At 35.2% G+C, this 26852-nt stretch carries 20 protein-coding genes; 1 reads left to right on the top strand and 19 read right to left on the bottom strand.

Annotation, left to right across the window (positions count from 1 at the left end; genetic code table 11):
• Window positions 1-38 precede the first annotated feature (38 nt).
• The 8 genes from ABC382_RS24290 to ABC382_RS24255 all read right to left on the bottom strand — a co-directional run bounded on the left by ABC382_RS24290 (window position 39) and on the right by ABC382_RS24255 (window position 10386).
• Entirely contained in the window at window positions 39-1340 is a 1302-nt protein-coding gene (locus tag ABC382_RS24290; protein ID WP_322611534.1) for a hypothetical protein, read from the bottom strand.
• 161 nt (window positions 1341-1501) lie between these two features.
• The gene (locus ABC382_RS24285; protein ID WP_322611535.1) at window positions 1502-4372 is read right to left on the bottom strand and encodes a hypothetical protein; all 2871 of its coding nucleotides are present in this window, start codon (window positions 4370-4372) and stop codon (window positions 1502-1504) included.
• 275 nt (window positions 4373-4647) lie between these two features.
• Window positions 4648-6984, bottom strand: a complete 2337-nt coding sequence (locus tag ABC382_RS24280; RefSeq protein ID WP_322611536.1) for an ATP-binding protein — start codon at window positions 6982-6984, stop codon at window positions 4648-4650.
• On the bottom strand, window positions 6975-7133 hold the full coding sequence (comX, locus tag ABC382_RS24275) for a competence pheromone ComX (RefSeq protein WP_322611537.1): 159 nt from the start codon (window positions 7131-7133) through the stop codon (window positions 6975-6977). Before comX ends, ABC382_RS24280 begins: the two co-directional genes overlap by 10 nt.
• 273 nt (window positions 7134-7406) lie before the next feature.
• Complete coding sequence (locus ABC382_RS24270) at window positions 7407-7778, bottom strand: SMI1/KNR4 family protein (RefSeq protein ID WP_313470699.1); 372 nt, start codon at window positions 7776-7778, stop codon at window positions 7407-7409.
• A gap of 29 nt (window positions 7779-7807) precedes the next feature.
• Window positions 7808-8755, bottom strand: coding sequence for an ADP-ribosylglycohydrolase family protein (locus tag ABC382_RS24265; RefSeq protein ID WP_322611538.1), 948 nt, complete (start codon window positions 8753-8755; stop codon window positions 7808-7810).
• Between the two features lie 29 nt (window positions 8756-8784).
• Window positions 8785-9555, bottom strand: coding sequence for a macro domain-containing protein (locus tag ABC382_RS24260; RefSeq protein ID WP_322611539.1), 771 nt, complete (start codon window positions 9553-9555; stop codon window positions 8785-8787).
• A 597-nt stretch (window positions 9556-10152) separates the two neighbouring features.
• Window positions 10153-10386 (bottom strand): hypothetical protein, encoded by a 234-nt coding sequence (locus ABC382_RS24255; protein ID WP_322611540.1) that lies wholly within the window; start codon window positions 10384-10386, stop codon window positions 10153-10155.
• Between the two features lie 1359 nt (window positions 10387-11745).
• Here ABC382_RS24255 and ABC382_RS24250 point away from each other — a divergent pair.
• Window positions 11746-12099: a hypothetical protein gene (locus tag ABC382_RS24250; protein ID WP_322611541.1), complete on the top strand. Its 354-nt coding sequence runs from the start codon at window positions 11746-11748 to the stop codon at window positions 12097-12099.
• 278 nt (window positions 12100-12377) lie between these two features.
• Here ABC382_RS24250 and ABC382_RS24245 read toward each other — a convergent pair whose 3' ends face one another.
• The 11 genes from ABC382_RS24245 to ABC382_RS24195 form a co-directional block, all read right to left on the bottom strand.
• Window positions 12378-12932, bottom strand: a complete 555-nt coding sequence (locus ABC382_RS24245; protein ID WP_322611542.1) for an imm11 family protein — start codon at window positions 12930-12932, stop codon at window positions 12378-12380.
• Between the two features lie 660 nt (window positions 12933-13592).
• Window positions 13593-14126, bottom strand: coding sequence for an SMI1/KNR4 family protein (locus ABC382_RS24240; protein WP_269898179.1), 534 nt, complete (start codon window positions 14124-14126; stop codon window positions 13593-13595).
• A gap of 30 nt (window positions 14127-14156) precedes the next feature.
• Entirely contained in the window at window positions 14157-14516 is a 360-nt protein-coding gene (locus tag ABC382_RS24235) for a hypothetical protein (RefSeq protein WP_412927234.1), read from the bottom strand.
• Between the two features lie 376 nt (window positions 14517-14892).
• The gene (locus tag ABC382_RS24230) at window positions 14893-15753 is read right to left on the bottom strand and encodes a hypothetical protein (protein ID WP_322611544.1); all 861 of its coding nucleotides are present in this window, start codon (window positions 15751-15753) and stop codon (window positions 14893-14895) included.
• A 388-nt stretch (window positions 15754-16141) separates the two neighbouring features.
• On the bottom strand, window positions 16142-17008 hold the full coding sequence (locus tag ABC382_RS24225; RefSeq protein ID WP_258860770.1) for a hypothetical protein: 867 nt from the start codon (window positions 17006-17008) through the stop codon (window positions 16142-16144).
• 10 nt (window positions 17009-17018) lie between these two features.
• Window positions 17019-22505, bottom strand: a complete 5487-nt coding sequence (locus tag ABC382_RS24220; RefSeq protein ID WP_322611545.1) for an RHS repeat-associated core domain-containing protein — start codon at window positions 22503-22505, stop codon at window positions 17019-17021.
• A 29-nt stretch (window positions 22506-22534) separates the two neighbouring features.
• Window positions 22535-22933, bottom strand: coding sequence for a DUF4280 domain-containing protein (locus tag ABC382_RS24215; protein WP_036075055.1), 399 nt, complete (start codon window positions 22931-22933; stop codon window positions 22535-22537).
• A gap of 86 nt (window positions 22934-23019) precedes the next feature.
• Window positions 23020-23517, bottom strand: a complete 498-nt coding sequence (locus tag ABC382_RS24210) for a hypothetical protein (RefSeq protein WP_315063039.1) — start codon at window positions 23515-23517, stop codon at window positions 23020-23022.
• A 50-nt stretch (window positions 23518-23567) separates the two neighbouring features.
• Window positions 23568-24665 (bottom strand): pentapeptide repeat-containing protein, encoded by a 1098-nt coding sequence (locus tag ABC382_RS24205; protein WP_322611546.1) that lies wholly within the window; start codon window positions 24663-24665, stop codon window positions 23568-23570.
• Window positions 24666-24680: 15 nt separating this feature from the next.
• Window positions 24681-26192 carry a phage baseplate assembly protein V gene (locus ABC382_RS24200; protein WP_322611547.1) on the bottom strand — a complete coding sequence of 504 codons (1512 nt, stop codon included), beginning with the start codon at window positions 26190-26192 and terminating at the stop codon, window positions 24681-24683.
• The gene (locus tag ABC382_RS24195; protein WP_274793681.1) at window positions 26192-26833 is read right to left on the bottom strand and encodes a hypothetical protein; all 642 of its coding nucleotides are present in this window, start codon (window positions 26831-26833) and stop codon (window positions 26192-26194) included. The genes ABC382_RS24200 and ABC382_RS24195 overlap by 1 nt, the downstream gene beginning before the upstream one ends.
• Window positions 26834-26852: the final 19 nt, after the last annotated feature.

The raw sequence follows: 26852 nt of genomic DNA, 5'->3' as shown, positions 1-26852 counted from the left end.
CCCCAAACCATTTTTGGCTTGGGACATCTTCATTATTTTTAAACAAGCTGATACATTTTTATCGGCCTACCACGAGTATGCTGTAATTCTTCTCCACAAATTCTCGCTAAATCCACTCCACATAAATCTGCCACGATTCGTTGGGCATTTCTTTCACTCATCTGAAGCTGTGTCGCTAAATCCTTTGTCGTAAAATGCTTCCAGTGCATTTTCTGCACAAGCGCATAAATTTTCATGTACGTTTTTACACTAATATTACCTTTTTTTAGTTTTTCTAAAATAAAAGGGTCTTCTGCTCGATAGGAATACGTAAGCTCTTCTACATTCCCTACGGATTCAATAATTGTTCCATCATCCTGAATCATAACAATATCTACCGCTTCATTTTCCTTCGTCTGTCTTAATCCTCGATGAGCATGTAATTCAGCATTGAACACCGTTTGAGCAAAACCAATGCCTGCCGTTACCTTCGCTTCCATTTCAATGGACAGCTGATACATTTTTTCCTGTAAAAATTGGATTTGTCCTTCAATGGCTCCCCTTGTACTAAAAATAGTATACTTTCCATTCCCTTCTTCAATCAGTGAGCCATCAATTTGTTCACAGAGCTGAAGCAGGTTTTCCTTTATGCGCAATTCTAAATACTGTATACGGTACCCTTTCTTCATTCTTTCTTTTAATGAATCGAAGTCCTTTATTTCCAGCATAACTGCACCAATTTGGGTCTCTTTATAATAGGACGTTTTGATTTTTTCTGTAAAAAGCTGAACGGTATGGTAAATTTCCGTTTTGGTCGGTGAAACCCAATAAGACGGCACACCTCGTTTTTTCAGCTCTTCATCAACAGAAGGATAGCAAGTAATCGCAAAATCGATTTTGCCCGCCTGCCAGAGATCATAGTGGAAATCAAATAGCTCTTGTGGATTAACAGCCACATCAAATTCCTTTAAATACATGTGATGGACATTATGCTGAATTTCCGCAAGACTCTCTGACGCCATTTGGGAAGGCGATGGGATGATGTCGATACTGACATTTTCAATAAACTTTTTTTGTTGATAGGACTGCTCTAAAAAGCCCCGATAAATAGCTGCTTCGGAAAAAATAATATGAGTCAATTTATCCTTGGAAACATTCGTTTGACTGGCAAGCTTATAGGGGATGTAGCCAGAAAATAGCCAGAAATCCACATCCTGATTATAGGTCTCGACAAGATGCTTTGTTTCCGTTGCCACTTCATAAATATACGGAATAAACTCCATATCCTGTTCAATTTCCCGTGCTAACGCAATAATTCTCTCAACCGATTTAGCGGGACCAACAACACCTATTTTATACATCTTTTGTTCCTACCTTCTTTGTGAAACTACAATCGTTTATGTAAAAAATTTCATTCTCTGTAGTACATAGTATAGCGAACATTGAATTTACTAGACAAATAATAATGACTTTATCTATAAAGAAAGCCCCGAAAATCCATCGGGGCTTCTTGTAGTAATTATTATTGTTCAGTTGGATACATGTTGTTATAAAGTAACTCTAATTTCTTTGACAGCTTACCATAGGCAGTTTGCCATGCTTTGCGAGCCTTCTCATCTCCATCCGTTGGAACGTATAGAGCATGAACGTCTGCTACCTTTTTCAAATCCCCTTCCGCCTGTGTCAGCTTCGAATAATTTTTTACGATCTTCTGATCAGTAGCACTTAATTGATCATAAATCGCACGAATTTCTTTCACTTTTTCCTCTAACCCAGCTATATATTCACCTTTTACAACTAGAGAATTGATAGACTCAATTAACAGCAAAGCACTTTCATTTGTTTGCTGTTGCCCTTTCTGCTTATCAATAATCAACTGTCTAGTCGCAGCATCAATCAGGCTCACTTGTTTAGACGTCAGCTTTTCAAATGCCTTGATGACTGTACTTGGATTATTATTAAACGATTTCTCATAAGTCTTCATAAAGGATTCTACCTTTTTGACATCCGCCAATGCTACTTTTAAAATATCATAATTTGTAATTAATTTTTTATCACTTGAGCTAAGGCTACTATACTGTGTCGATAGATTTTTAATTCTATCAATGGAAACTGTATAAAGATCATTTGCTAAAATGCTTGCAATATCATGATTTAGCTGTGTAATATTCGGCGCATTTTCATCAATAATTTGATTATTTAATAAAGCCTCATATTGCTCTTTTGCTAAATGTTGTTGATTCGAAGGTAATTTAGCATACGCTTTTTGCACTGTTTCAATTTTTTTAGCTTGTTTAGCAGCATCTGTTTCTTCTTTAGCTGTCTGGACTTTTTTATGGAATGAATTCACACCTGAAATATCCTTCTTTGCTGCTGTTAATAAATAATAATTCGTCACATATTTTCTTGCACCTGACGATAGACTTTTATACGTTTCTGACGCTTTATCAGTTGCGGATTCTAATTGTTTGAATGTAAAGGTAGTGACATCTGCAAATTTAGCTATTTCGGCCTTCAATGCTTCCGCAGCAGCCTTATCAGCAGGCACTTTACCATTGTCATCAATCGAAACCTTAGGCGTATTCAGTAAAAAGTCATCGGCATTATAGACAAGGGACTGTTGTAAAGTCGTAAGCTTATTATAAGCTTTGAGAGCACTCGTATAGCTTGAATTCAGTTTACTTTCTGTCACGCCAGCTGTTCGAGATAATTTTTGATAAGCGTCCATATCTTTTATCACTTTTTCAGCTGCTTTTAAATCTTTTTGTAAAGTAACAAGACTGTCATAGCCAACAATTTGAGCTGCCGATGTTTTCGTTAAGCTCTTATATTCTTTAATCATACGATTGACATTATTGACATGACTCTGCCATGAGCTAGCTGATGGATTGATTGGATAGATATCATCGCCAATATAGCTCTCTATATCATGATTTAATGCGGCAATTTGACTCACTTCAGCACTTTCCGCTGTCGCTAAAAGCTGTACATACTTGTCTGATACTAATTTTAATTGCTTATACGTCAATTTTTCATAGGCAGATCGAATGGACTTCGCCACAGTAACTTGCTTATTCGGTGTATTGTCTGCCGATAATTTATCAAAGGATTTAATAAATTGCTCCACTTTTTTAATATCTGATTTAGCTTCTGTTAAAATAGCTTGATTTTGAATTGCCCCACGATAATTTGGGGATAACTTTGCGATATCCTCTTCAATGCTAGTCACTAACGCTTTTAGGGTATCCTTATCTGAAGGTACATATTGTGCAAGAGAATTTTCGTAGGATAGTAAATGAACAATAGCTTGATTTAATCGTCGAACTTCTGAAATTTCCTCCAGATCATTTGGCTCATTTAATAAATTTTTAATGTTCGTATAAAGGACTTCATTCGCATCTAAGCTGCGTTGTAACTGATCAAGCTTATTATAGGCCTCTTCCATCTCTTGAATATATTTAGGTCGATCCTTTTCATTCACGTCCTGTAATTTATCTACTTTTTCTTCTAATTTATTGAGTACTGCCACATCAGCGAGGGCTCTCTTTAGAACATCATAATTGGACACATTTGCTTTTGCTGGTGCCGATAAAGCTTGATACTTACTTTCTAATTCCTTTATTTTGGCTTCGAATGATTCAAAATCTGATACATTGTATTTATTATCATGGATTAGTAATGCTTTAATTTCATTTGTTAACGTATCAGTAGGTACGGTCGATACAGTAATGGTATTTGAAAGTTTAGATTCCACAAAAGAAAGACCTACTTTTGCTTTAACAGTGACGCTAATATCCTTGATGCCTTTTTCAACGGCGTCCTTTGGAATTGTATATGTACTCCCAGCGGCACCTTCAATAATTGTGAAGGAATTATCGCCAAGCTTATAAAACCATTGATAACTATATGTAATTTGGTCACTTTGTAGTTTGGCACCACCCTTATCTGTAACAGAAACGCCAGCTACTTTCACCGTTTCACCAGGTGCTACAAAACTGGAAGAGGAATGACCCTCCAAAGTTGGGATAGTGATATCCAAGTCTAATGCTTTTATATCACGTGGCTCACTTTGAAACTTTTTACCGTCAATTGTAGTTGCTTCTACAAAGATTGATTTTCCAGCTGCTTCAACTGGAACTTTAAATGATCGCGAAGTTGCGCCAGAAATCGGCTTATTTGTTACTGAATTTGAACTATCTTCACTCGTAATGTCCTCTAGGTAATACCATTGATAGACATTGACCACCGCATTATTAGGTAATTGCTCAACTGTTAATGTTCCATTGACAATATTTTCACCACTAATCGAAACCGTTTCTGCTGCATTTGCTACAGCTGGTACAATGAGTGCTACTGGAACGGCTGCTGCTGTTAAAAATAATTTCTTATTCAAATCTATTGACCTCCTTAATCCTTCTAATGAATTATATCGGTCTTGCTGCTATAATTTCCTTTGTTCTGGAGAAATAATTGTAAAAAGTGTATTTTCTCTCTATTCTTCTCTTATAAAACAATATTTTTTTGATGATAATATTTTATTTTTGATCAACCCTCTCAAAAAGTAAAAGATATCAAAAAACAAAAGCCTTCTAATCCGCATTCGTAGCCTCTACGAAGAGATTAAAAGGTTGAAATAAGTATATGCCTATGTGCTTACACCTCATTTGGTTATCCTCGTATCATATAAGTTGGCCGGTTCAGCGTACTATACGTATAAGGATGCGTTTGATTGGTTTCACTAACTTGTATACGAATGGTTAGTCCTTCACCTACTTTGCTATCTAAGGCGAATTTCCCATTAAAAGCCTGAACCCTCTCTTGCATACCTTGAATGCCCATAGAATCCGCAAGTAGAATGTCATCTATATTACAGCCTACCCCATCATCGGTATACAAAATTTCAAAACCTTCTTCAGTGCCTAATAAATAGATTTCAACGGTATTCGCATTGGAATGTTTTAGAGCATTGTTTAACAATTCTTGGAACAAGCGATAAATCATTAAGTTTAACCGTTCATCCTCTAAATAAAGTCGATCAATCGTATAAACCAACACAAAATTTGCTCGTTTATGAATTTTTTGAATCAGTTTTTCAAGGGCGGCATTTAATCCTAACGTATCGAGAAGTGGTGGCTTTAAATTTTCACAGTAGCCCCTTAAATCATTCAAGGAAGTTACCATATGTTCATGCAGCTTTATGAGTCTCGCTGGGATCTCCTCTTTTTCCTTTGTATGCATAAGGACATCCATTTCTCTAGCAATATGAAGCTGTTCCTGTAAAATCGTATCATGAAGTTCCTGAGCAAGTTGATATTTTTCTTCCTCGAAGCGTAGCCAAAGTAATTTATTGAGCCACGGTAGTTGTCGATTATCAGCCTCTTTCATATGCTTTAACTGATTTAAAAGCTCCTCAACCATTTTCGTATTTTCAATAAAATTGTTTAAATAGAGCAATAACAATTCAAGCCATAACAACTCCTCATCCTTTAGATAAATCGATTTATTATGGTCAACAACAAGGATTCGTTTATAATTCGCATCTTGATGAATAAAGGCGATATAGAAATGATCTGTTTTTTTAATATCCCCTAGCCCTAAACGCTCGACAAGGACCTCATCAATTTGATGCTGCGTGTATTCCTTCGATTTATTCGTTAACGTCACCTGATGTGTTTGAAAATCATAGGTCAGAACATAAACACTTTCCATTTCAAGCTGGAGCACAACCTCCTGCACAAATTTCTCCAATAGATCTTCGATTTTGACCACTCGACCTATACTATCAACGGTAGTATACAGGCGATGAATGTAGTCCCCTTTCGTAGAGAAAAGGATTTTCCGCTTACGATAATCAATCCGCTCCTTCATGTAAAACAGGGCCATTAACGAGAGAAAAGCAAAAAAGAAAATCTCCGTCATGCGTGTAATCGAAAGATCCGTAAGCCAATACAGCCCCAATAACAGCCATAGTGTAAAAGCAAAAGAAAAATTAAAATAATAACGTAATCGAGAAATGAAATACTCCATATCAAAAATACGTTCAGTAAGTTGTGTAAATATAAAGCTGAATGGAATTAGTAATAGAAACATCGAACTTATATCAGCGGAAAGTACTTGTTTATGGAAAAAAATCTCTGGTAGCGCATATAGTAAAAGGAAAGGTATAAACGGAATTATGATACTAGTTAAAAGTATTTTAAGTTCAGGTACTTTATACTTCATGTAACTGATAATCATAATACTAAGAATAGCTAAAAGTAATAAGAAAAATGTACCTAATATTATGCTAGATACTATCGTGTGAATACCGTCAATTATTATACCTAATATACTCAGAATTGTTACAATAAAAGGGAGTACATATAATATCTTAATATTTTTAAAAAACAACCATCTTATATCCAAAAAAACAAAATACTCTTTTAAAAAGTGCAGCAAAAGAACAAGACAGAGAAGCATACTACCACGATTTATAATAATTCCAAATGCATTTAATATACCTGAAGCACCAATACTTAGATATGCCAAAGAAACAGATAATATAAATAAAATTAGTAAATTAATTAAAATGGTATTTTTAGGTTTCCAATATAAATAAATGCAGATTAGCAGTGATAAAAAATAATAACATGTTGGTACAAGGAGAACAGAATAAAACTGTTCCCTAATATCAGATGGCTTAACTTTTATTTTCTTGGATTCTCCGTTAGCTTTCAATATTGTTAATTCATTCGCAGATCTGATAACTAAATCATATTTAATATTAGTTATTTTATTTATTTCCTTACCGTTTATATTTAATACAATATCTCCAGGTGCTATTTGACTCTTTTTAGCCCAATCTTTATAATAAGGATTCGTTATTTTCCAAAAGCCATTTTCCTCTTTAACTTCTATATTAATAAAAGGTTTACTATAAATAATAAATAATAAATAGAGCCCTATTATTAAATATACACCTATAGTAAACCAAAACCATTTATTGTTTTTTAACTTTAATTCCACAAACGATTTTCAACGTTCAGTTCTTCATCAAACGAATCCAAAATTGCTTTTTGTTCAAGCTCTGTTACACCAATTAAAGAAGCTTTTTTTTCTTTTAACAATGTTACCAACGACGGATTTTGCTCTAAATATTGAATCATGTTAATCATAAAATATCGCCTCATTTCATTAGTTTTAATTTATAATTACATAATTTGCTAAAAACTCCTTGAACAAAGGAATTATTAACCAATTTTGTAACTATAATTTCATTATACTACTGCTCTCCAATAATTCAACATAATTTTCTAAAAAATACAAATAATTAATAGAATATGTAATAATTTAGCTTTATTTCTCCAAGAAAAGACATAGAATTCAATTAAAAAAGCCCATTCCAAAGATAGGAATAAGCTTCAACTATTTATACTGATTAATTTATTTTACTGACAGCCATTTTGTAGCCACTTACTTAAGTCCATAGTGACCACCGTGGCATGTTGTGGATTCATATCTCCGCTATCTACTGCAAAAACGCTAGAATCATTCCCCTGAATGGCCATTAAAAATACCATTCCACCACCATCGTCACCAATAGCTATATAGCCTTTCGCATATTCCTCCACTTCCCAAGTCTCATTTCTTTCTATCAATTCCTCCGTACCATATATTAACACTCCATTAGCCAGTGATACACCATTCACCTCTTGTAGGACTCGTCTATAAACGGTTGGGAGTTGACATGACATACTATGTTCGACTTGTAGAATGTCGTTCTCTGTAGCTGGTAAATTTGCATTATGTATTGGAAGCATTTTGACACACCCTTTCGTTTACATTCTCTTTACACCTGTGCTGCACAATACGCATAAAACGCCAAAATTAAGTCATCAACCTTTTGTTTACTGACAATTTTACCTAACCATTCTTCCGGAATTTTATCCAACTGTTTATACATACCCGCTATCGAACCTGTAATGGCTCCAACGGTATCCGTATCTTCTCCTAAATTAACTGCCATCAGAATCGCTTCTTTAAATGTTGTAGAATTACCTACACACCAAATAGCCGCTTCTAGCGAATGAACAATATAGCCGCTTGATTTAATCTCGTCTTCAGGCGTATTTAAAAAGTTTTCATGAAAAATCCTTGTGTAAGCATCTAACTCTGCTTTCATTTCATTTTGTAAATTATTTTGCAGTAAGTCAAATACCTCTTTTAAGGCCACTTCTAGTGAATTATTTTGGTATAAGCTTAATAATAGCTCAATGTAAATGATGGACCCTACTATGGAACGCGGATGACCATGAGTAATCTCTGTATATTGATGAACTAATTCTTTTCTTTTAGCAAAATCTAACTCATGCATGACCACGAATACTAAAGGAGCTATCCTCATTAGTGTACCATTGCCATTATCAAACTCGCCCGTTTTACCACATTGTGCTGGCGGAACACCTTTTTTATAGTTGGAAACGGCTTCCGCTGTAGTAATTCCAATATCAAACATTTCGCCAAATGGTGTAAGATAGCCATGCTCCATGTATTGCACAAATTTGTTCATCAATGTTTTGGTATCGCCTTTTTCAATAATGTTTTCTACCAAGCAGAGTGTTAGAGAAGTATCATCAGACCAAGTACCAGGTGGTTGATTGTAAGTACCATACCCCATCACATCTTGCACACGGAACGTTCCTCTTTGTTTAAATTCGACTGGTACGCCCATTAGATCACCGATAATCCCACCGTATAAAGTGTCAAACACACGCTCCCTCAATTGTGTATCTACCATAAATGCCACCCCTACTTTTATTTAATTTATCACAATTCAAAAACAGTACATTTAATTTTATAATAAATTAATTCCTCATTTATTATTTTTTCAATCTCTTCCCAATCTCCTCCAGCTAAACCTGAACCAATTTTAGGCATCTGTATCGATAATCTATTTATTAATGCAAATCTCGCAACTTTTCTTAAACATAATCGAAGTGCATCATAATCAATATAGGTTGTATGATCTTTATCATTTTTCCTCACACCATGTTGTGCAAGCATATTGGCAACAAAAGTTGCTCTCTGCTGGTCTACACATACAAACTGAACTTCTCCTAACCCAAAAGTTTCTTTATCCTTAGACCATTTTACATATTCATTTTTGGCAAAAGGGAATTGCTTTGATAAAGATAAAACAAAACCTTTTCCCCATTTTCCTAAAATATTGACAACATGAATGATGAGTGTTTGTTCTTCTAAAGGAAGCGAAGCATCGCCCTTTAAGTAGTTAATTTGAGATTTGTTAGCTACAATTCCTTCCTGCCATTTATTCTCAAATTCTAATTGAGTAATAGGTACACTATCGCTTAAATCTAAACTATCGATATGTCCGTCATACAATAAAAATCCAACATCTTCGTTCCAATCGTGCAATGATGAAGAACTATACATATCGTTGTTAATTATGTTGATCTGCCTAGTTGCAACGCCATCATCAAATTCTGTATATAATTGTCCACAACCTTTTAAAAATTCAATATTATCACATTTATAGTAAAATAGACTATTATTAGTCCTTGCGTGACTCACTACCACTGCTAACCTCCATTTCGGAATATCCAAATACATTTTTTCCATCAATATAAAATGGCTAAAAACTCTTTAATTCGCATATTTTTAACAATCAAACAATTCATTAGCCAATTGAGCAATTTCTTGAACGGCGTCTTCAATTCTGTTCCTTTTCACTGTTGAATTGCTTATTGTAGTAGTTTTGTTAAAGAATTTATTATTATGTTAATTCCACTTCCATAATCAATTTTCATAATTTAAATACACCTTCCCTTTTTATGAATAGTATAGCATTTCTAGGTATTTCACCTAATATGAAAACCTCAGCATCTTTCTTTGCATACCTAACAAGACAATACTGTTAAGTTTTGGCACTGTATAAATAAAAAAGACCACCTCGTATGAGATGGATACATCATTCATCTATTCAATTAAAGCACCACGTTTGTTGAACAAGGAATTTTGTTTACCCTTCAACAATTGCAAGATATTTTTTGATTTCTCTTTCAGATTCAACAATTAAAATATCTCCTCGTTCTTTGGTGGAAAAAATCTTTGTACCAACAGGAAGTTTATTCGACATCTCATCTCTAAAATCTGTATTAGCATCATTTTTTGTTTTTATTTACTGATTTGAACATCTTTTGTTAAAGACAATTCTTCAACCCAATCAATATTAGCTTTGTAGATAACTCCATCATACTGAAAAAAATCAGCATCAGAATCTAATGTTAAAACTTCTTCGGCATCTATACTGTCAATTGATACTGTTGTAGTTCCCCCTTGAATATTACATCCCATAATCATGAATAAAGCTAATGCGATCAAACCATAGAATAATTTTTTTATTTTCAATTTACCCACCTCTTTTATATAGACACCAATTATCTGATCTATACAAAGAAGCTATGGATCATTATATCGAAGGAAAATTATATAACTTTACAGTTGATGAAGTATTAGCAGGAGACTTGCAAACTAAAGAAATAAGAGTTAATCATAGATAATCAGAAATAATTGACTATGAAGAAACATCTGGTGATGAAATCATTTCTCCAGAAGGTATTTTAATAAAGGAACCGTCAGAAGTGACCATTCATAAATTAGAAAATAAGGATCCTTCATTCATATAACCAGAATACGGTAAAAAATACATTGTATTCTTAAAGAAAAGTTTTGATACCAACAATAATATCTACTTAAGAGCAATTGAACCTTATTTAATTAGTATTGATACCAATACAGTTAATAAAGCTGCTACATTAAATAGTAATCTAATCGATTATAATCCAGACGATTTTACAGATGATATAAATATAAGTGATACAACAACTCTCTCTATTTCAAATGAAGTTAATGGGCAAATAACTGATTTTATAGCAGGCAAGACACTAGAAGATTTAAAGAAAGAGATTAATTTTTTAAAGAGTAAATAATAAACAAAACACTAATGCCTTCCGTTTAGAATTGGAAGCATTAGTGTTTTTTAAAGGTTCAATTATTATCCCTTTGAAACAGAAAAAGACTTGTAAAATCAAACACGTAAAAAAATTTACGGGTGATCCTTAATTAAAAATACTTCTGGAAATCCCCAAAAAATGTTAGAAAGAGCATAAGGGAAATCTAAATATCACTTGGGGCGATAGCAGATTTCCCTTATGCTCTTTCCTTTAAAATTCTTGTCCTCTCATTACTGCCTAATTCGAGATAGTTATATCAATAAATCTTGTATAATTTGTATTTTTTAAGTAAAATTTTCCTTGTTTTACTTTCAGTCCCTTCGTTCGATAGCTTTCAATTCAAGAAATTGATATTCTAATTAAGGTACCTTTTTATCCTTCTGTACTTTATTTGTATCTTTTTTCTTTACAATTCGAGCAAAGTGACAACAAAAATACTAAATGATTGATATATGATCGTTTGGCCATGAAACAGGATTAGCTTGTTTTGTTGGAGTCCCGTCAGATTTGTGTGGATTTACAACGTGAAGGAAAGAATTGTGACCCAACTGCGCTTTGGGAAGATTTGATACGCTAAATTAATTGGATTTTTTTAGCAGTAATAGGGGATATAATGTATATTATTTCTCCTATATTAGTTATTCTTTTACCAATTAGACAAAATAACGTTCCCAAATCCTCTACGAGGAAAGCTTTCCACGCTTTGGGTGCATTTTACGGCGTAGGTTTAAAACTAATAAAGGAGTAATGTAGCATGGGAGTTTCTGTTTATTACACTTGTATGAGAAACCATAACCTTACCAACATTGAGGAGCAACAGATAACGGCTATCATTGATGAATACAATGCAGGTTTTGAAAGAAAGGATATTGGAGAAACATTTTGTGTTTATGACTATGATCAGGATGAACCAACAGTGATCTTTGCAGGTTCAACAAAGCTACCACTTTCAGATAATTTTGAAGATACATTGCATGTACTGTTTTATTGGTTGACCTGTTTGACAGATATTAGAAGAAGTATTTCTAATGGTGATTGGCATGTGCATCTAGATGATACGGATGCCATTTGGGATGAGGAAACAGGTTGGCGAATTACGGAATATTAGTACTCATATTCCCAATAAAGTGCTGGAAGGGTGCTTTAGTGCAACAAGGATTTATAACATATACATTCATAAAGCCAATAACGTTCCCAAATGTAAGTTTGGAAATACACCGAAAAGCCACGAATGTTGTTACATCAATGTTTCGTGGTTTTATTATGAACATTTTTTATACACCTTTTTATACAGGCAACATAAACGCTGATGTAGCAGTATTTTTACTTACCTGGTTTATTCTTCACTTTGCATAAAATCCTGTATAAGGAAAATTTTAACATATGCTATTCATCTAACATTCTATGTCCTTTCCCTACTTTCATAAAACGCAATCCATTAATGCCGTTTTTTTCAATAAAAACTTTAAAATTTTGTGTACAGAAATAAAAGTTGTTAATTCTAATATCTCTAAAAATAGTTTCATTTTCTATTTTTTCTAAATTAAATCTGATGTTTTCACCTCGCAACATTGCAAGAGATTCTTGCATATCTAAACCATCAAAATTAATTGCTGTTATAACATTTGTTATATTTATATATATATACTCCTCTGAAATACCTTTGATTTTTATGGGGAAGGTTTCTATAATTTCTGAAAATTCATCAATAAAAAGCTTTTCTAATTTCTTTTTTACTATTAATGTAGCTCCATAACAACGTGAATCAAAATCTAACAATTTTCCTCTATTCAGTTTATCTTCTGAAATACCAAATACCTCTTCGTTCCAATCCAGAGTAATTTTTTGCCCTGTAAAAGTTGAAAAAAGACGAACATAGTCCTTATTTAAAAAGGTTAAATCTTTAAAATCATCATCAGTTACAAATCTAAATACATTCATTAACAACACCCCGCTCATCCAAATTTTAACATCCTTCTCTCTTTTGCTCCATTAAATCTTCAGTGGTCTCCAACCTATTAGCAATTTTTATATATTCTTATATAACGCCTTAATTAGAAGTTATTCCATTCTCTTTTAATAAGAACCAATCATCCATTTCAGAATTAGGAATAATTACAATAACAAGACCCAAAAACATCTGTGTCAATAATAGGCCAAGTTAGTTTTCCATAAGAGACAAGTTCAACCTGAACATATGAATGCGAGGTAAATAGCGCAAACAATCCACTAAGGAGAAGTTCCGTTATGAAAATTTTAATAACTTTGAACGTCCAAAGATAGATTAAACACTAAAAACACGACACATTAATTCTTCTCTAATACACAAAAACATAGGTAAAGAAGTGCTAATAGCGTCTTCTTACCTATGTTTGGAAATATTCATCATAAATATTTACTACTAGTTCAATCGTAGTAAAGCTCACAACTTCAGAAAGAATCTTGAAATCTTTAAGAAACAAAACATTAGGATAAAGTGTACATCATCCTTACAACAACAATATCGTTTGTACAACCTAAAAATCCAGATAATCATATAACGCTCTAGATGCCCTCGTAGTCTTATTTCCTCTTACACATGTTTCTGAAAACTATATTATCTTACTTAAGTTTTGCCTGAATATGCTTGCAAAAATCAAGAAATGAAGGTGCAACAATAATAGCATTCTCAGGGTCGTAACTTACTTCATAATCCATGTATTTAATTTCTCCTGTTTGAATATCAATCCAAAAATCATTATCTGCATGATTATCAGCAAAAGGAATATGAAATAGAACAAAGTCTTCAAATTCCTCAGAATAATCTATCCTTCTATCTTTTGCTCTTTCAATAGATGTTGTATAATCAGAATCTTCCTCATCTTCGATTAAGGGAATATGAAAAAAACTACCAATTTCTATAGAATAATAATCCTTATTTGAAGCTTCATAAAAATTATCAGGATAAATATATGCCCCTTTAGAAAACACACCACCATTAGTAGTAAGGTAAAACTTTATAAAATCTTTTTTACCTGGAAACTCATCAGGTACAATTTCATTTATTTGGGAAAGCGATATACTCTTCCAAGAATTCTCAAATAAAATATCATTATTAAAAAATTCATTAGAATTACTTTTAAAATTGTTGTTCATTTAGGTTACACACCCTCCTTTTAATTTATTTCATCTTTTAGTTGCTTCCACAACCGCTTCTGACGAACCATATTTAAAACCTGTATCCTTTTTAAAGTCATCAGTCCCGCCTACATGTGGGTACATAGATATCAAGTTCAGTTGACCAAACCCTATTCCCTTTTTATCATAGGCTTCAACAGGTGTTCCAAGATAATCACTAATAATACTATAATGACCTTCACTCGTAATTTTTGCAGAAGGGACGAAGCCATCATTGAACACCCATGTAACTAGATTATCTGCTATAGCAGTATCGGTTTGTGAAGAATTTAGATTGTCTAAAGTATCTGCAACATTCTGCGTGGAATACTCATGTAGAATCGTATTCCCATCCCACAAGAATCTCATTGTCTTCTTGTCAGAACTCTTCTTACACGACTACCTAGTGCATCATAAATTTTGATGTATTTTGATAGACATTTTAAATTAAATGAAAATACAAACAGAGAGCTGTTTGGTTCTAAATGGTATTGTATTATAGTGAGTTGCAAACCTCTTGTCCTATGAATATATATCGTTTTCAATAGAGCAATAAATTCTTAATACCATATCTTCTTCCAAAGTTTTTTGTATTCAAATCTTTCTAAGATACGGAGAGAAAGTTAAGTTACTACTGTCTACAAAAAAATATGTAAAGGAGACTTATTAAGTCCTCTTTACATATTTCAGAATCAATACTTGCATTAATTTTTCTTGGTACATTTCAAACCAAGTAACAATTTTTCTAGCGAATATTAAAATCCTCTAAGTCGCCTAGTTTAATATCATATTCTTTCTTAATCGGTAGAAATAAATATCTAAGAGTTTTATGGTTCATTATATTTTTTATTTTCCCATCCCCTATACTTGTTGTTCCAATAATACGAACTTCTTGTAAATTAGGTAGCTGATGAAGGAAATCTAATGAAGGAATTTCACCGCAGCTCTCAATTATTATTTTTTCTATGCTAGAGACATTTCCAATTGAACTCCAATCCTCAATGTTTTTACAATTTTGAAAACCTATTAAAGTTAATGATTTTCCCTCTTCAACCCACTTTAAAGAAGTCATTTTAGAATTATAACTTATTCCTAGGTGCTCTAAGGAAGGCATGTACTTAAGAGCTTCAAATTCTAATATTTTAGTTTTTACTAACCCTATTCTTTTAGCTTCTGTAAATATATTGAACTCTTCAGATGAATCGCCACTATAATTATCAATAAATAAGTACTCTATATTCTTGTTTTGAAAAATTGAACTACATGTTTTTTTATCGTAATTTAAGTATACACACCATAATGAATTTAATTCCGAAAAAGGAATTACTTCATCAGTTTTCCCCAAAAAGTTAAAGTATTCTAATGAACTATAATTTTTTAGTTCATTTAAGGATTTATAATCATAAGAGTTTAATCTAAGCCCTCTAATATTTGATATGCCATTAAGATTTTTTAAATTCTCAAACTTGTGTTTTATTGTATCATGTGAAACTGACACACTGTCTGTTTCTTGCCTTCTTATATCCTCGATATCAACTACCTCTACATCTGGATTTATGTTAATAAATCTAAAGCTTCTATTGAAATAAACTTTGTCAAAAACCATAATTTCCTCTCTTTAACCCCTTATTTTAAACAACCGGGACTTTTTATTTTATTTGCAAGATCTTCGCCTGCATCTTCAAAAGCTTTTATTATATCAGCCTCTGTTTGGACAAGTCTGATTCTTCTGAGCTAATTTCTGTTCCACCATTCCCTAACAGGGAATAAGTAGCAGAACATTATACCTCACTTCTTTCGGGATCATTAAATATGTTTTACACTAATTCACCATTTTTCTAACTGTTCACTCAACAGGGAAATTAAAAGAAAGAATAACAATAAATCCAGTTCTTTGGATTTATGCTATTCTTTTAAAAAGTAGTAAAATATAAAAAAAGTTAGGTTTTTAACGAAAATGCAGAGAATTGCAACTCTCTGCCTTCGGATTATCGTTAGATTAAAGGGCGATATATATTTTTCCAATGGGGAATCATTTCTTCTGCAAAAACATAAACAAAATCATTAGAAGAAAGGTTTCCTAAATTGTCTAATGCAATTCCAAATTTAAAATATATTTTATAGTTTCTGTTTATAAAATACTCTTCATTTTTTAAAATATCCAAATTAGACCCGAATTTTGATAACATTTTATTATCAATAAAAACATCCTCTTTACAATTTAAAGCTAGTTGAATTAACTGTCCTTTTTCATTATACATTGCTTGACTATTCGTCCTGTTTTCTGTAGTTATACCCTTTTTACTATTCGTGCTTATTTTTAATGGCGTTCCCCATATTTTCCCAACTTCACTTGATTGCATGCCGAATTTTAATAATCCTACAGATTGATACGGATTTATTTCATATTTTAAGTTTATTGGCTGATTTTCAATGCTTCTGAATTGAAAAGCGAATTTTATATTTTTCTCGTAAATATGTTTTTGGTTATCAGAATAAATTGTTAATTGAATTCCCTCATCAGGAAAATCCAAACCGTAAATTGACATGTTATGCTGAGGGAATAAATAACATCCATCTACAAAATACGGATTTTCTTTAAATAAAAATTGCTTTGTTTCATCTATTAAGTCATATTTTTTTTCATTTAAGAAAATAATCTTTGGATTGTTCACAGAAATACTTACTAAAACATTATCTACTAGATGAAATACATAATCATCATGATAAAGATAAAATTCTTTTTCATTGATATTTTTCTTATTCAATTCACCTATAATATTGTTTAAGTCTGAAGATGTCATAGATAGCTTCACTTCGTTTATCCCGATTTTGGGTAATATTTTTAACTCTCTTCTCATAACTTCTACCTCATCTACAATATTTTCTTGTTAATCTTTTTTGTTCTGCATTGGTTATATACCCATTGTCTCCTGCGTATTCCAACATTTCTCTTATCCCATCATTAAATTGAGAACCAAATTTTCTTTGTATGTCTCGTATATCGATTTCCATAGCCTTTCCAAACTTTCCATTATCAATCAATTCTTTCTGGTATGCTCTCCATTGTTTCCCTTTGTTATAACTTCCCCAACTAGCTGTATCAAGATGATCTGGAGTAGGCATCCAAATTGCTGGCCCTTTCGCATGACTTACTGGAGAAACTGAGTTTGCAGGCATATGATGTACCTGACCTCCAATGTTCGTTGCTCTAACCTCAGCATATGAACCACCTTGTTTTAATCCAAAAATATCAATATAAATATTAGGATCACTAACATATCCATAAAGCGTAGGATTCCCACCCACGAGTCCAATCGGGTCAATTTGAGTATAATTCCCTTGTTCTGGGTCGTAGTATCGGAATCGGTTATAATACAATCCTGTTTCTACATCTTCATACTGCCCTTGATAACGGAATGGAATAAAGTCTTTCTCACCAGTGAACTCTTTCACTCGTCCATAAATATCAAGCTGAGCAGACCAAACCCTATTACCCTCTTCGTCATATGCCTCAACAGGTGTTCCAAGATAATCACTAATAATACTATAATGACCTTCACTCGTAATCTTTGCAGAAGGGACGAAGCTATCATTGAACACCCATGTAACTAGATTATCTGCTATAGCAGTATCGGTTTGTGAGGAATTTAGATTTTCTAAAGTATCTGCAACATTCTCCGTGGAATACTCATGCAGAATCGTATTGCCATCCCATACAAATTGCGTTGCCTTATCCTCAGAACGCTTCTCTATTCGCCTACCTAGAGCATCATACTTGAAAGTCACTTCCGTATTATCTGGCTTAATGACCTTCGACATCATGCCATTGCCATAATACTCGTACTTCCACGTATCTCCATTCTTTTCGACTTTCTCTATGAGATTTCCTTCTTCATCATAAGAGAATTGGGCATCTTGTGTTTCTAGTAATCTACTGCCAGCACCATAAACACGATCTTTTTTGTCTTTTGTTTCATATAGATTGCCGACATCATCGACGCTACGGTATAAGAAATCAAATTTACTATCTTGATTGGCCCAGACGAGGTTACTGAATTCGTCGTAACCATACGTTACTTTTACACCGGTTAGCTCATTGACCATGCTGCGTAATTGGTGATTCACATCCCAATTATACACACGTCTTCGCGTATTTCGGCTTTGACTACTTACGCGATGGTGTGTTGGTCTACCTGTGATATCATATTGCCATTTACTGATGACATCCCCTGGTAGGATTCGCTCAATCTCTTGCCCGAGTTCATTGTATTGCATCGAGGCTGTCCACTGGGCTTGCTCGGAGCGAGAGGCAGTCATTTGTAAGATATTGCCCAGCTCATTACGCATGACATCAATTTTGGCACCGAGGCTGCTTGTTACTTGGGAGCGATTGCCTAACTCGTCATAGCTACTGGCAATCCACTGGTCATTTTGCCACTCCTTGATGACTTGGTTGGATGGGTCTCGTTCTAGCTTGACGGTTACATGCTCGTTTTCCGTTTCTCGTAGCGAGCCGTTTTTGTCATAGGCAAACGTTTCCCATGTGCCATCATAGTAGTCTGATCGTATGACATTCCCTAGATCATCATGCTGATACGCTGTCCAACGATTTCCTGGACGTTGGATGCGCTGAACCAATCCTGCTGGACTTCGCTCATACGTTTTTTCCATATCATCAAAGCCGATTTCCTTGATGATATGGCCTTTCGTATCACGTTCAAACTTATACGCTTCGCCTCTTTCATTGATCACAGCGGTTAATTGCTCCTCTGTATCATAGGTGAATTGTACTTTCTTACCACCTTGTTTTCGAGACGTTAGGCTACCAAGAATCGTGTAATCAAAGGCAACTTGCGTATGGTTATCCTTCGCAAAAATAATATCGTCATAGGCATTGTACTGTAATTGCACATCGTTACCATCTGAAAGATTTGCGCGAACAAGGCGATTCAAGTGATCGTAACGGAACTTCTCTGTCGCCCCTAATGGATTGGTTGTACTAATGCAGTTACCTCGGCGGTCATATGTCCAAGTGGAGCTTGTCCCGTCTGGTAATGTCACTTGGCTCAAGTTCAAATCTGCATCATACGCTAAGCTTACCATATGACCTTGCGCATTTGTCACTGTGTCAATTAAACGATGCTCATTATAGGAAAATTCAGTCTTTGTACCGTCTTCTAACATAATTGCCTGCAATGTACCGTCTTCATTATAGATCCACTGACGACTTCCGCCCTCTGCGTTAACTGCTTGAATGAGCCTATCCTTAGTATCATACTGTGAGGATAATGTACTGCCATCTGCAAGAGTGATGGTTACCGGATTTGCCCATTCATCATAGCTGAATGTTGTTGTGCGGCCATCTTCATCTACTTCTTGGAGTAATTCAAAGTCCTCATTATATTCATAGCTGACTTCACTGCCATCTGGATAGACAATTTTCGTACACAAGTTATCTTTATTAAAATAGTAATAGCTTGTATGTCCTAAACTATTAGTGATTTCATTATAGCCGTCGAAATAGGCAAGCTCACCTGCTAGAACATTGCCATCTCCCCATGTTTTGATTACTCTTGCCCCTGTTGTTGGGCCATCGTAGCGCCAGAAGAAGCTATTTTTATTGCGGTCGATTTTTTGCATCATTAAGTGATTCACATAGGTTATATGCGTGCTCTGACCTAATGCATCTTGAATTTCGATTAGATCCTGAACATCATTATAAACATAGCGCACCAATACTTCACAATTGTTCTGATTACGTAAGGCAACTTCTGTCATTCTTCCTGCCTCATTGGTCGTAACATCTAGAATTCTGCCAACGCTATCTGTTACTTGAGATAGGAAACCTTTATTGTTATAGGCGAATTGAAGATGGTGCTCTTGCCCATTTTTTACTTCTTTTAATCGGTATGTTGAGGTTGTTACTTGTTCGAATGCATAAATTAATCGTGTATCATGCTCAAACAAATGATACTCTTCCCCTGTATTTATCAGGGTCATTCTTTCTTTTTTATTAAAATATGGCAAATTTATTGGTAAAATTGGAAACCCAACTGCACGACCATCTGTTACTACAATCCCAATCAGGTCTTCTTCCTCAAATATCTCTAAGGCAAGATCGTAGATAAAGTGCATACCATGACCTGACAAGCCAACCCTGCTACTATCACTGTACCAAGCTCGTTCCCATGAAAGAGGGATTGGTCCAGGTAGCTCAAAGTCTACACCTTCATATATCATTCGTCCTGTAATTAAATCAACAGGTTCAAAGCCTTTTTTACAGAATTTATCACTTAACCCTTTAGTACAATTAAATTTCTTTAATACCCCATGGTTAAATTTCGTTAGCTCTGTTTTGGCCATTGCTTTCATACCGTCTACTGCCTTCGAAACAGCTAGCACTTCGTCCATGGAGGCGATGACTTTATCTGCTGCTGTCTTGACGCTCTTTGAGCCCTTGTTGGCTACCGCTGATACGGTATCTAGCGTCTTGGATACTTTTGTGTAAGCTGCTTTCATCCCTTTAACTGCTTTTGAGGCATCAACTGCCTTATCCGCAGCCTTTGCCGTTTTACTCGCTGCCTCTGCCACTTTTGCTGCTTTCTTGGCCTTGTATGCTGTTTTTGCTGCATCACCAACTATTGGAACCGCCCCCACTAAGTTCATGGCTGCGCCCATATAGTCTCCCCGAGCTAAACTAATACCTGCATTCGCAATATCTGCAATTGTCCCTATACCAGGAATGAATCCAGCTACATCCAGTGCCAAACTTACACCATCTAATAAACTACTAAAAAAGCCTTTTTTCTCTTTTTTCACCTCTGCCTTTTGGGGGAAAATGACGTCAACTTTCGACGTAGCTTCGATTGCTTCTTCATTTAACTTCGGAGGTTGGCTTTTCTTCTCTGTACCTTCCTGATCAATAAGTGTACTAATTAACTGTGTGTCAGCAGCAAGGATTACATGACTTTGCTCCTTTGCTGAAATGGCAATCCACTCTTCCGCCTCTACAGATAGCTCTTTCATCCCGCTAATGTCAAGTGTTTCATCCGCTGCAAGCATGATGGTACTGTTACTAAGAAATGTTACACCTTCTCCATCATCCATCTTTAAGTCCAATACCCCATCTACTGCACTAAAGGTAATATCCCCAACACCTAATGTCACATCTTTCCCAGCATTGGTCGCTAATGATTTAACGGTCGTGTCCGCCATTTTCTTCGTCTGCTTTTGACCACCCTCAGGTGTGACTGGGTCTACCCGGACAGAGCTAATAACGATAGCCTCTTCTTCCACTGCACTCGGAAAATGTAATTGGGCACGTGCTCCTATTTGAGGCATTAAATACATAACCCCATTCGCATCGGCAGAATAAGCAAACCAATGGGCCTTTGCTTTATCCTGTTTTTTATCGATATCCAAATGAATTTTCACCGTGTTCTGTGTGACATCGATGATCTTTCCTGTAAAAGCTGCCCCAATAAGATCTAAATTGCGTACCAATCGCTGGCGAATACTTTTCTCTGGTTGGGCGGAATATTGAAACTTTAAGACACCACCCTCAAGACAGACTTCCCGAGCCGTAATAACATAGGATCTTCCTTTTAATTGGACTGAAGTGCCCAGCTCATAGGCCTCTGTGCTTTCAAACTCACAAAAAGTATAATCGATTTCGCTTACATCAGTGCCATCGTTTTCAGTAATTAGCCGATACGTATCGATATCCATACGTAATGTGGAAGGTAAATGGTCGATTGATATGCTTTTCCTACTTTGCGGTGTACCAAACCAAAATCGCGGACCTTTTCCTTTTAAATCTGGGAAAACAACCGCATGTAAATTTGAGGCCATTCTTTTAATAAATGCCCAATCTGTTTCTAAGTATTGAATGGAAATATGACCAATGGCTTGGCTATTAGAAGCATGGTCGATGTAATCACCATGAGGGTAGGCTCCCACAATATGATTCATTAACTCTACATACGTCATATTCGCATCTTGGAAAGAACGGGAGCGTTTCTCAATATCCATGTTTGCTGTAAACGATACCGCTTCAACTAAGACATAATGCACACCTTGAACAGCCTGTAACTCTGCATTTTCTATTCGTCCTGAAAACAAAATACCTTGCTCTCGTCCAAATTTCACAACCACTTCATCAGTATGACTGACCCTTTGAATATACTTTTGTGCTTGCTCTTCAGCAATCATTCCTGTAAAGTACAATCTCGCATGGTCATTGCCTTTATGTTTAATGGTTAGTTTATCTAAATGAATTAGAGGATAAGGCCATTCAAGCACAAGATCCTCATACGTACTAATCATGTGGACTTCCTTTTTTTCTAGCGTTGTCATTGCTTACCTCCTTTCAAGCAATTATTTTTTTAAAAACCTTGTTTTGGTATTTCCAAATCCTCTTGTCCATCATGAACTATATCGATTTTTCCTCCGCCTGCAGAGCATTGCGTATGACAACGGTTTAATAGCGCTTGCTTCCCCTCGATATTGACATTTTCCATCCCTTCCATCCAGTCGATGGAACATGCTGGAGTACACGGCTTTTTTAATTTCAAGCAAACACCAAAGGTTGGGATATTTTCAGGGTTTCGATCGCCTACATTCATAACAGCTTTGCCTTTTATATAAACACCATGATCCTGTGGTAAATTTAAATAATTCAGATGGCTACCATGCTCACAGGAAATGATTGCTCCATGTACCACATAACTAAATTGCTCTTGTCCCGAACCCTCTGTCTCCAAATTTTCTACAACTTGAGCCATTTGCTATCCTTCCCTTCGGATTATTTGTGAACAATTTCGCGTTAACACTGTAGCAACAGTGTTTCATTATAATTTTTTAGAATGGTTTATCGTCTCTCTAGCTTTACACGCTGTAGCTGAATTCCAAGAAATGGTCGTCTTAAGAGACTTTCTGCCACATCTAAATTAACGATGGTAAAAGATTCCCTTTTGCTATCGACCTGAAAAATACAATCCAATTCCACTTTTTTGGGGTTAATCACAAGCTCCTTTATGCGACCGTCTGGATAATACGTCGTTTCATGGGAAATACAATGCTTTTTCACAATGTCTAATAGCCAATAGATGCGCTGTGTCCCTTTCTTAACATCCGTAAAAACAATGGCTGTAAATGCCAAATTATCCTCGTATTTTACTAATAACTTTTTTAATTGTTCAGACACGATTCTCCGAGGCTTTTCTAAATAATCCAAATAGAGTGCATTCTCTTTTTCTATCACTTCTCCAAAAACAGACGAACAGACAAAATCATCATCGAGGTCTGTCTTCAAAGGAATAATTGGATTGGTAATACTTTGATCTTGCCGCAGAATAAAATACTCCATCTTTTCCTCCTGTAACCACTATTGCTTTCCCTCATCACTTTTGCACAAAGTTAATGAATCCAATGAATGTCTTTTATCTGTTCTGGGCTGAATAGATACTTTTCTTGATCGCGTTTAAAGAAGGTTGCACCTTTTAGATTGGCACCTGTAAAATTAGCACCTGCCATCTGCGCAAACTCAAATCTTGCATTTTCTAAATTTGCATTACTGAAATCTGTGCCAAGATAGCTCGCAACTTCATAATTGGAAAGCCTTAGCGTTTTTCCCTGCGCATGAGTAAAATTCGCACCTGCTAAATTAGCCTGTCGAAAATCAGCATCTTGAATGGCTGCATATGAAAAATCAGCATTGGCTAATCTACACTGTTGAAAACTAGTACCGATGCATACACTGTGTTTCCATGAGGAGCCTTCTAAATTACTCTCTTTGAAATTCGCATAGGAGAAGTCCATCTGATTGAAATCTTTCTGCTGTAAGGGAAGGTTCGAGAAGTTTTCAAACGTATACGATTGGTCAGTCTCTTTTTTCTCTAACCATAAGAGAAGGTTCTTCTCCTCACGTTCCCGTTCGTCGATGATTGCAACATCTTCACTGAACCCTTTATATTCACCGACACGAAAACGTAAGCACGCTGTTCGTTGAAAATTGATTTTTGGTACGCATTCTTTTTGATAGCGAAAGAGATAGCGTATCAATTGAATGATAAAGTGATGAAATAGGATAACTGTCTGCTGAATAATGACTCGAACGTCCGCTGCTTGAATACTGAGATAGGGTTTTCTTTCTTTTTCAAGTATTGTTTGTAACTCTGTAATTGCTTCACTTAGCCAATCCGCTTCATACAGTGCCGTGCATTCTGTCCATTCGTAATACCAAGTTTCTCCATAGGCTTCTAGCAAATACGTAAACTTGTTTTCTAGCAAAGACGTTCTTAGCAATGAAAAATGAATAAAAGCAACAGATGCTAATCTTCCCTGCCCTTGCTGCTCTCTAATATTCACAAACAGCTGTTCAAGGGAGTGAATGATTGGCTGTAGCAAAAGTTCCTTGTTTTGGCGAAACTGTCGAACAACTTTCTCTTGCAATCGGCTGACATGAACTGACACGCATTCATCCATAAAATGCTGTAATGCTTCTTCTCGTTTCATGCATCCACTTCCTCACTAATTTGCTCGTACTTCCGTTCCCTTAATTTCCATTTTATCTTCCATCTTGATGGAATTATCTTTACACGTCATCTCAATTTTCTCATTTGCATTAATCATAATTTGTTTCGCATTGATGACGACTTTATCTGTTGCTTTTAAGTTAATATTTTTACCACTTATGATGGAAATACCATTATCATCCATAAGTGAAATCATTAATCCCCCACCAGAAATGACAATCCGATCAGGTGCTAGTAGAATTTGTTTCCCATGCTTCGTTCTCAGTGTTTTCACATCTGGATCAGCCATTCGCATCGGATCTTGGCGACTATCTTCTGAAGGTGCAGCACCTGATTGCCCACCGCCATCTTGACTAGTAGGATTCGTTGCTGCTAACATTGCTCCGGATTGGGGAGGTGCTTTTGATACGGAGCTAATGGCAATCCCTTCATCCTCACGATTGCTTGGGAAATAAATTCTAACGTTGTCAGATAGCTCGGGCATAAAATACCATCCTGTATTATCTTCCGATGCATAGATTGTTGAATATGGAAACCAATAGGCCGTGTCCTTTTCTTGTCCCTCATCAAAATTGACATGAATACGAATTTTGTCCCCAGCCACATCAATTACTTTTCCTTGAATAGAGGCACCAATAATAGCTTGATTGTAAGTCGTGTGGACACTAAAGCCATTTTGTGGTGTTAACGTATAGATATGCTTTAATAAACCATTTTTTAGCTTTGAGACAATTTTATACACATACAATTTCATTGATTGGAAAGTAACTTCATTACCTATTTTGAATGATTGAGTCGACTCCACCTCATAGTACATGTAGTCACTATCCGTAATGCTATCGAGATGATTTTTACTAGAGATCAAGAAGTTGCCGATTGCTTTTTTAACTCGGTAATTAAGGGCATCCATTTTTGGTGTGTTGCCCGGTTGAAACGGTACACCGAAGTAGAACTTTGCCGCCCCATGAATGGTATCTGGCACCAAGCCTGTATGAAATCTCGATGCCATTCGTTTAAGAAATTCCCAATCGGTCTCTAAATATTGCATCGTGAAGCTACCAAGACTAGCCCCCTTTGTGACATGGTCCATAAAGTCCGCGCCTGGTTGATCGGCAATACATACATTGATTAATTCACTATAGGGCATGCTTGCATTTTGATATGTTTGATTTTTCTTCTTCACATCTAACTTATACGTATGTGAAACGGCTTTAACCTCAAAATAATACGTACCCATAACCATTTTCACTTGCACATCCAACGCAAGCCCATTAAATATAGGTTTTGATTGTCCATTGCTACTAATTTGTAATACTTCAATGGCCGTTTCTGCATCTGTCATATAGACGTAGGAATCTTCAAGTTCATCTGGAATCACGCCTGTTAAACGCAATGTTGCATGCTCGTTCATTTGTTGTGTAATTTCGATTTCACTAACGCGGATATTATAGGGCATCACAACCATATCTTTATACGTTAAAGCTGTTTCCTTATTTACTCGCTCCATCAAACAACACCTTCTCCATCTAATGATTTGTTTTCGATTGAGATTGATTCCATCATGCCGTATGCAATGGGTTGCCAAATAGGCATTTCTGTTTTCAAGCAATTCACGGAGCCTGTTGCTACATTATCGCCTACCATAAACAAAAACATTAAATTGTAAATTTTAGAATCTAGAGCCTTCGTAATGAAATCGAAATAGCCGATTTGACGACCATCCACTTCTTTTATGCCGATATCTAACATATCAGCATCTGGCTGTAATTTTCGAAGGATATTCATCATCGTTTGTGTGAAATCTTCTAATTCCTCTTCTTGAATCTGTTGCTCCATCATTTTCATCGTGATGTTAATAGATGTACTTTCACTTGTGTAGATATAATCGGGTCTACGGCTTGATGGATATTTAATATCCATTAATTCAGGTTCCATCTCTTCAAAAGCTGTAGGAATAAACATCCGAATTTGGTCCTCATAAAAACTACTCTCTGCAAATTCAATCATTTCATCTTCAATCGTTAGCTGGCCTTCTTTAATAGCTTGAACGATGTCAGTATGTAACAATTGGTTTTCGATGTTCTCCAGTCGTTTCTTCTGCCTTGCATGCTTTGTCATCTCAATGACTTCTTCATCCATGAAATTCATTTTATTTCCCCTCCTTTGT

The organism is Lysinibacillus phoenicis, assembly GCF_047238325.1.
GTDB classification, from domain to species: Bacteria; Bacillota; Bacilli; order Bacillales_A; family Planococcaceae; genus Lysinibacillus; species Lysinibacillus irui.
This window is presented reverse-complemented; position numbering and strand designations above follow the sequence as displayed.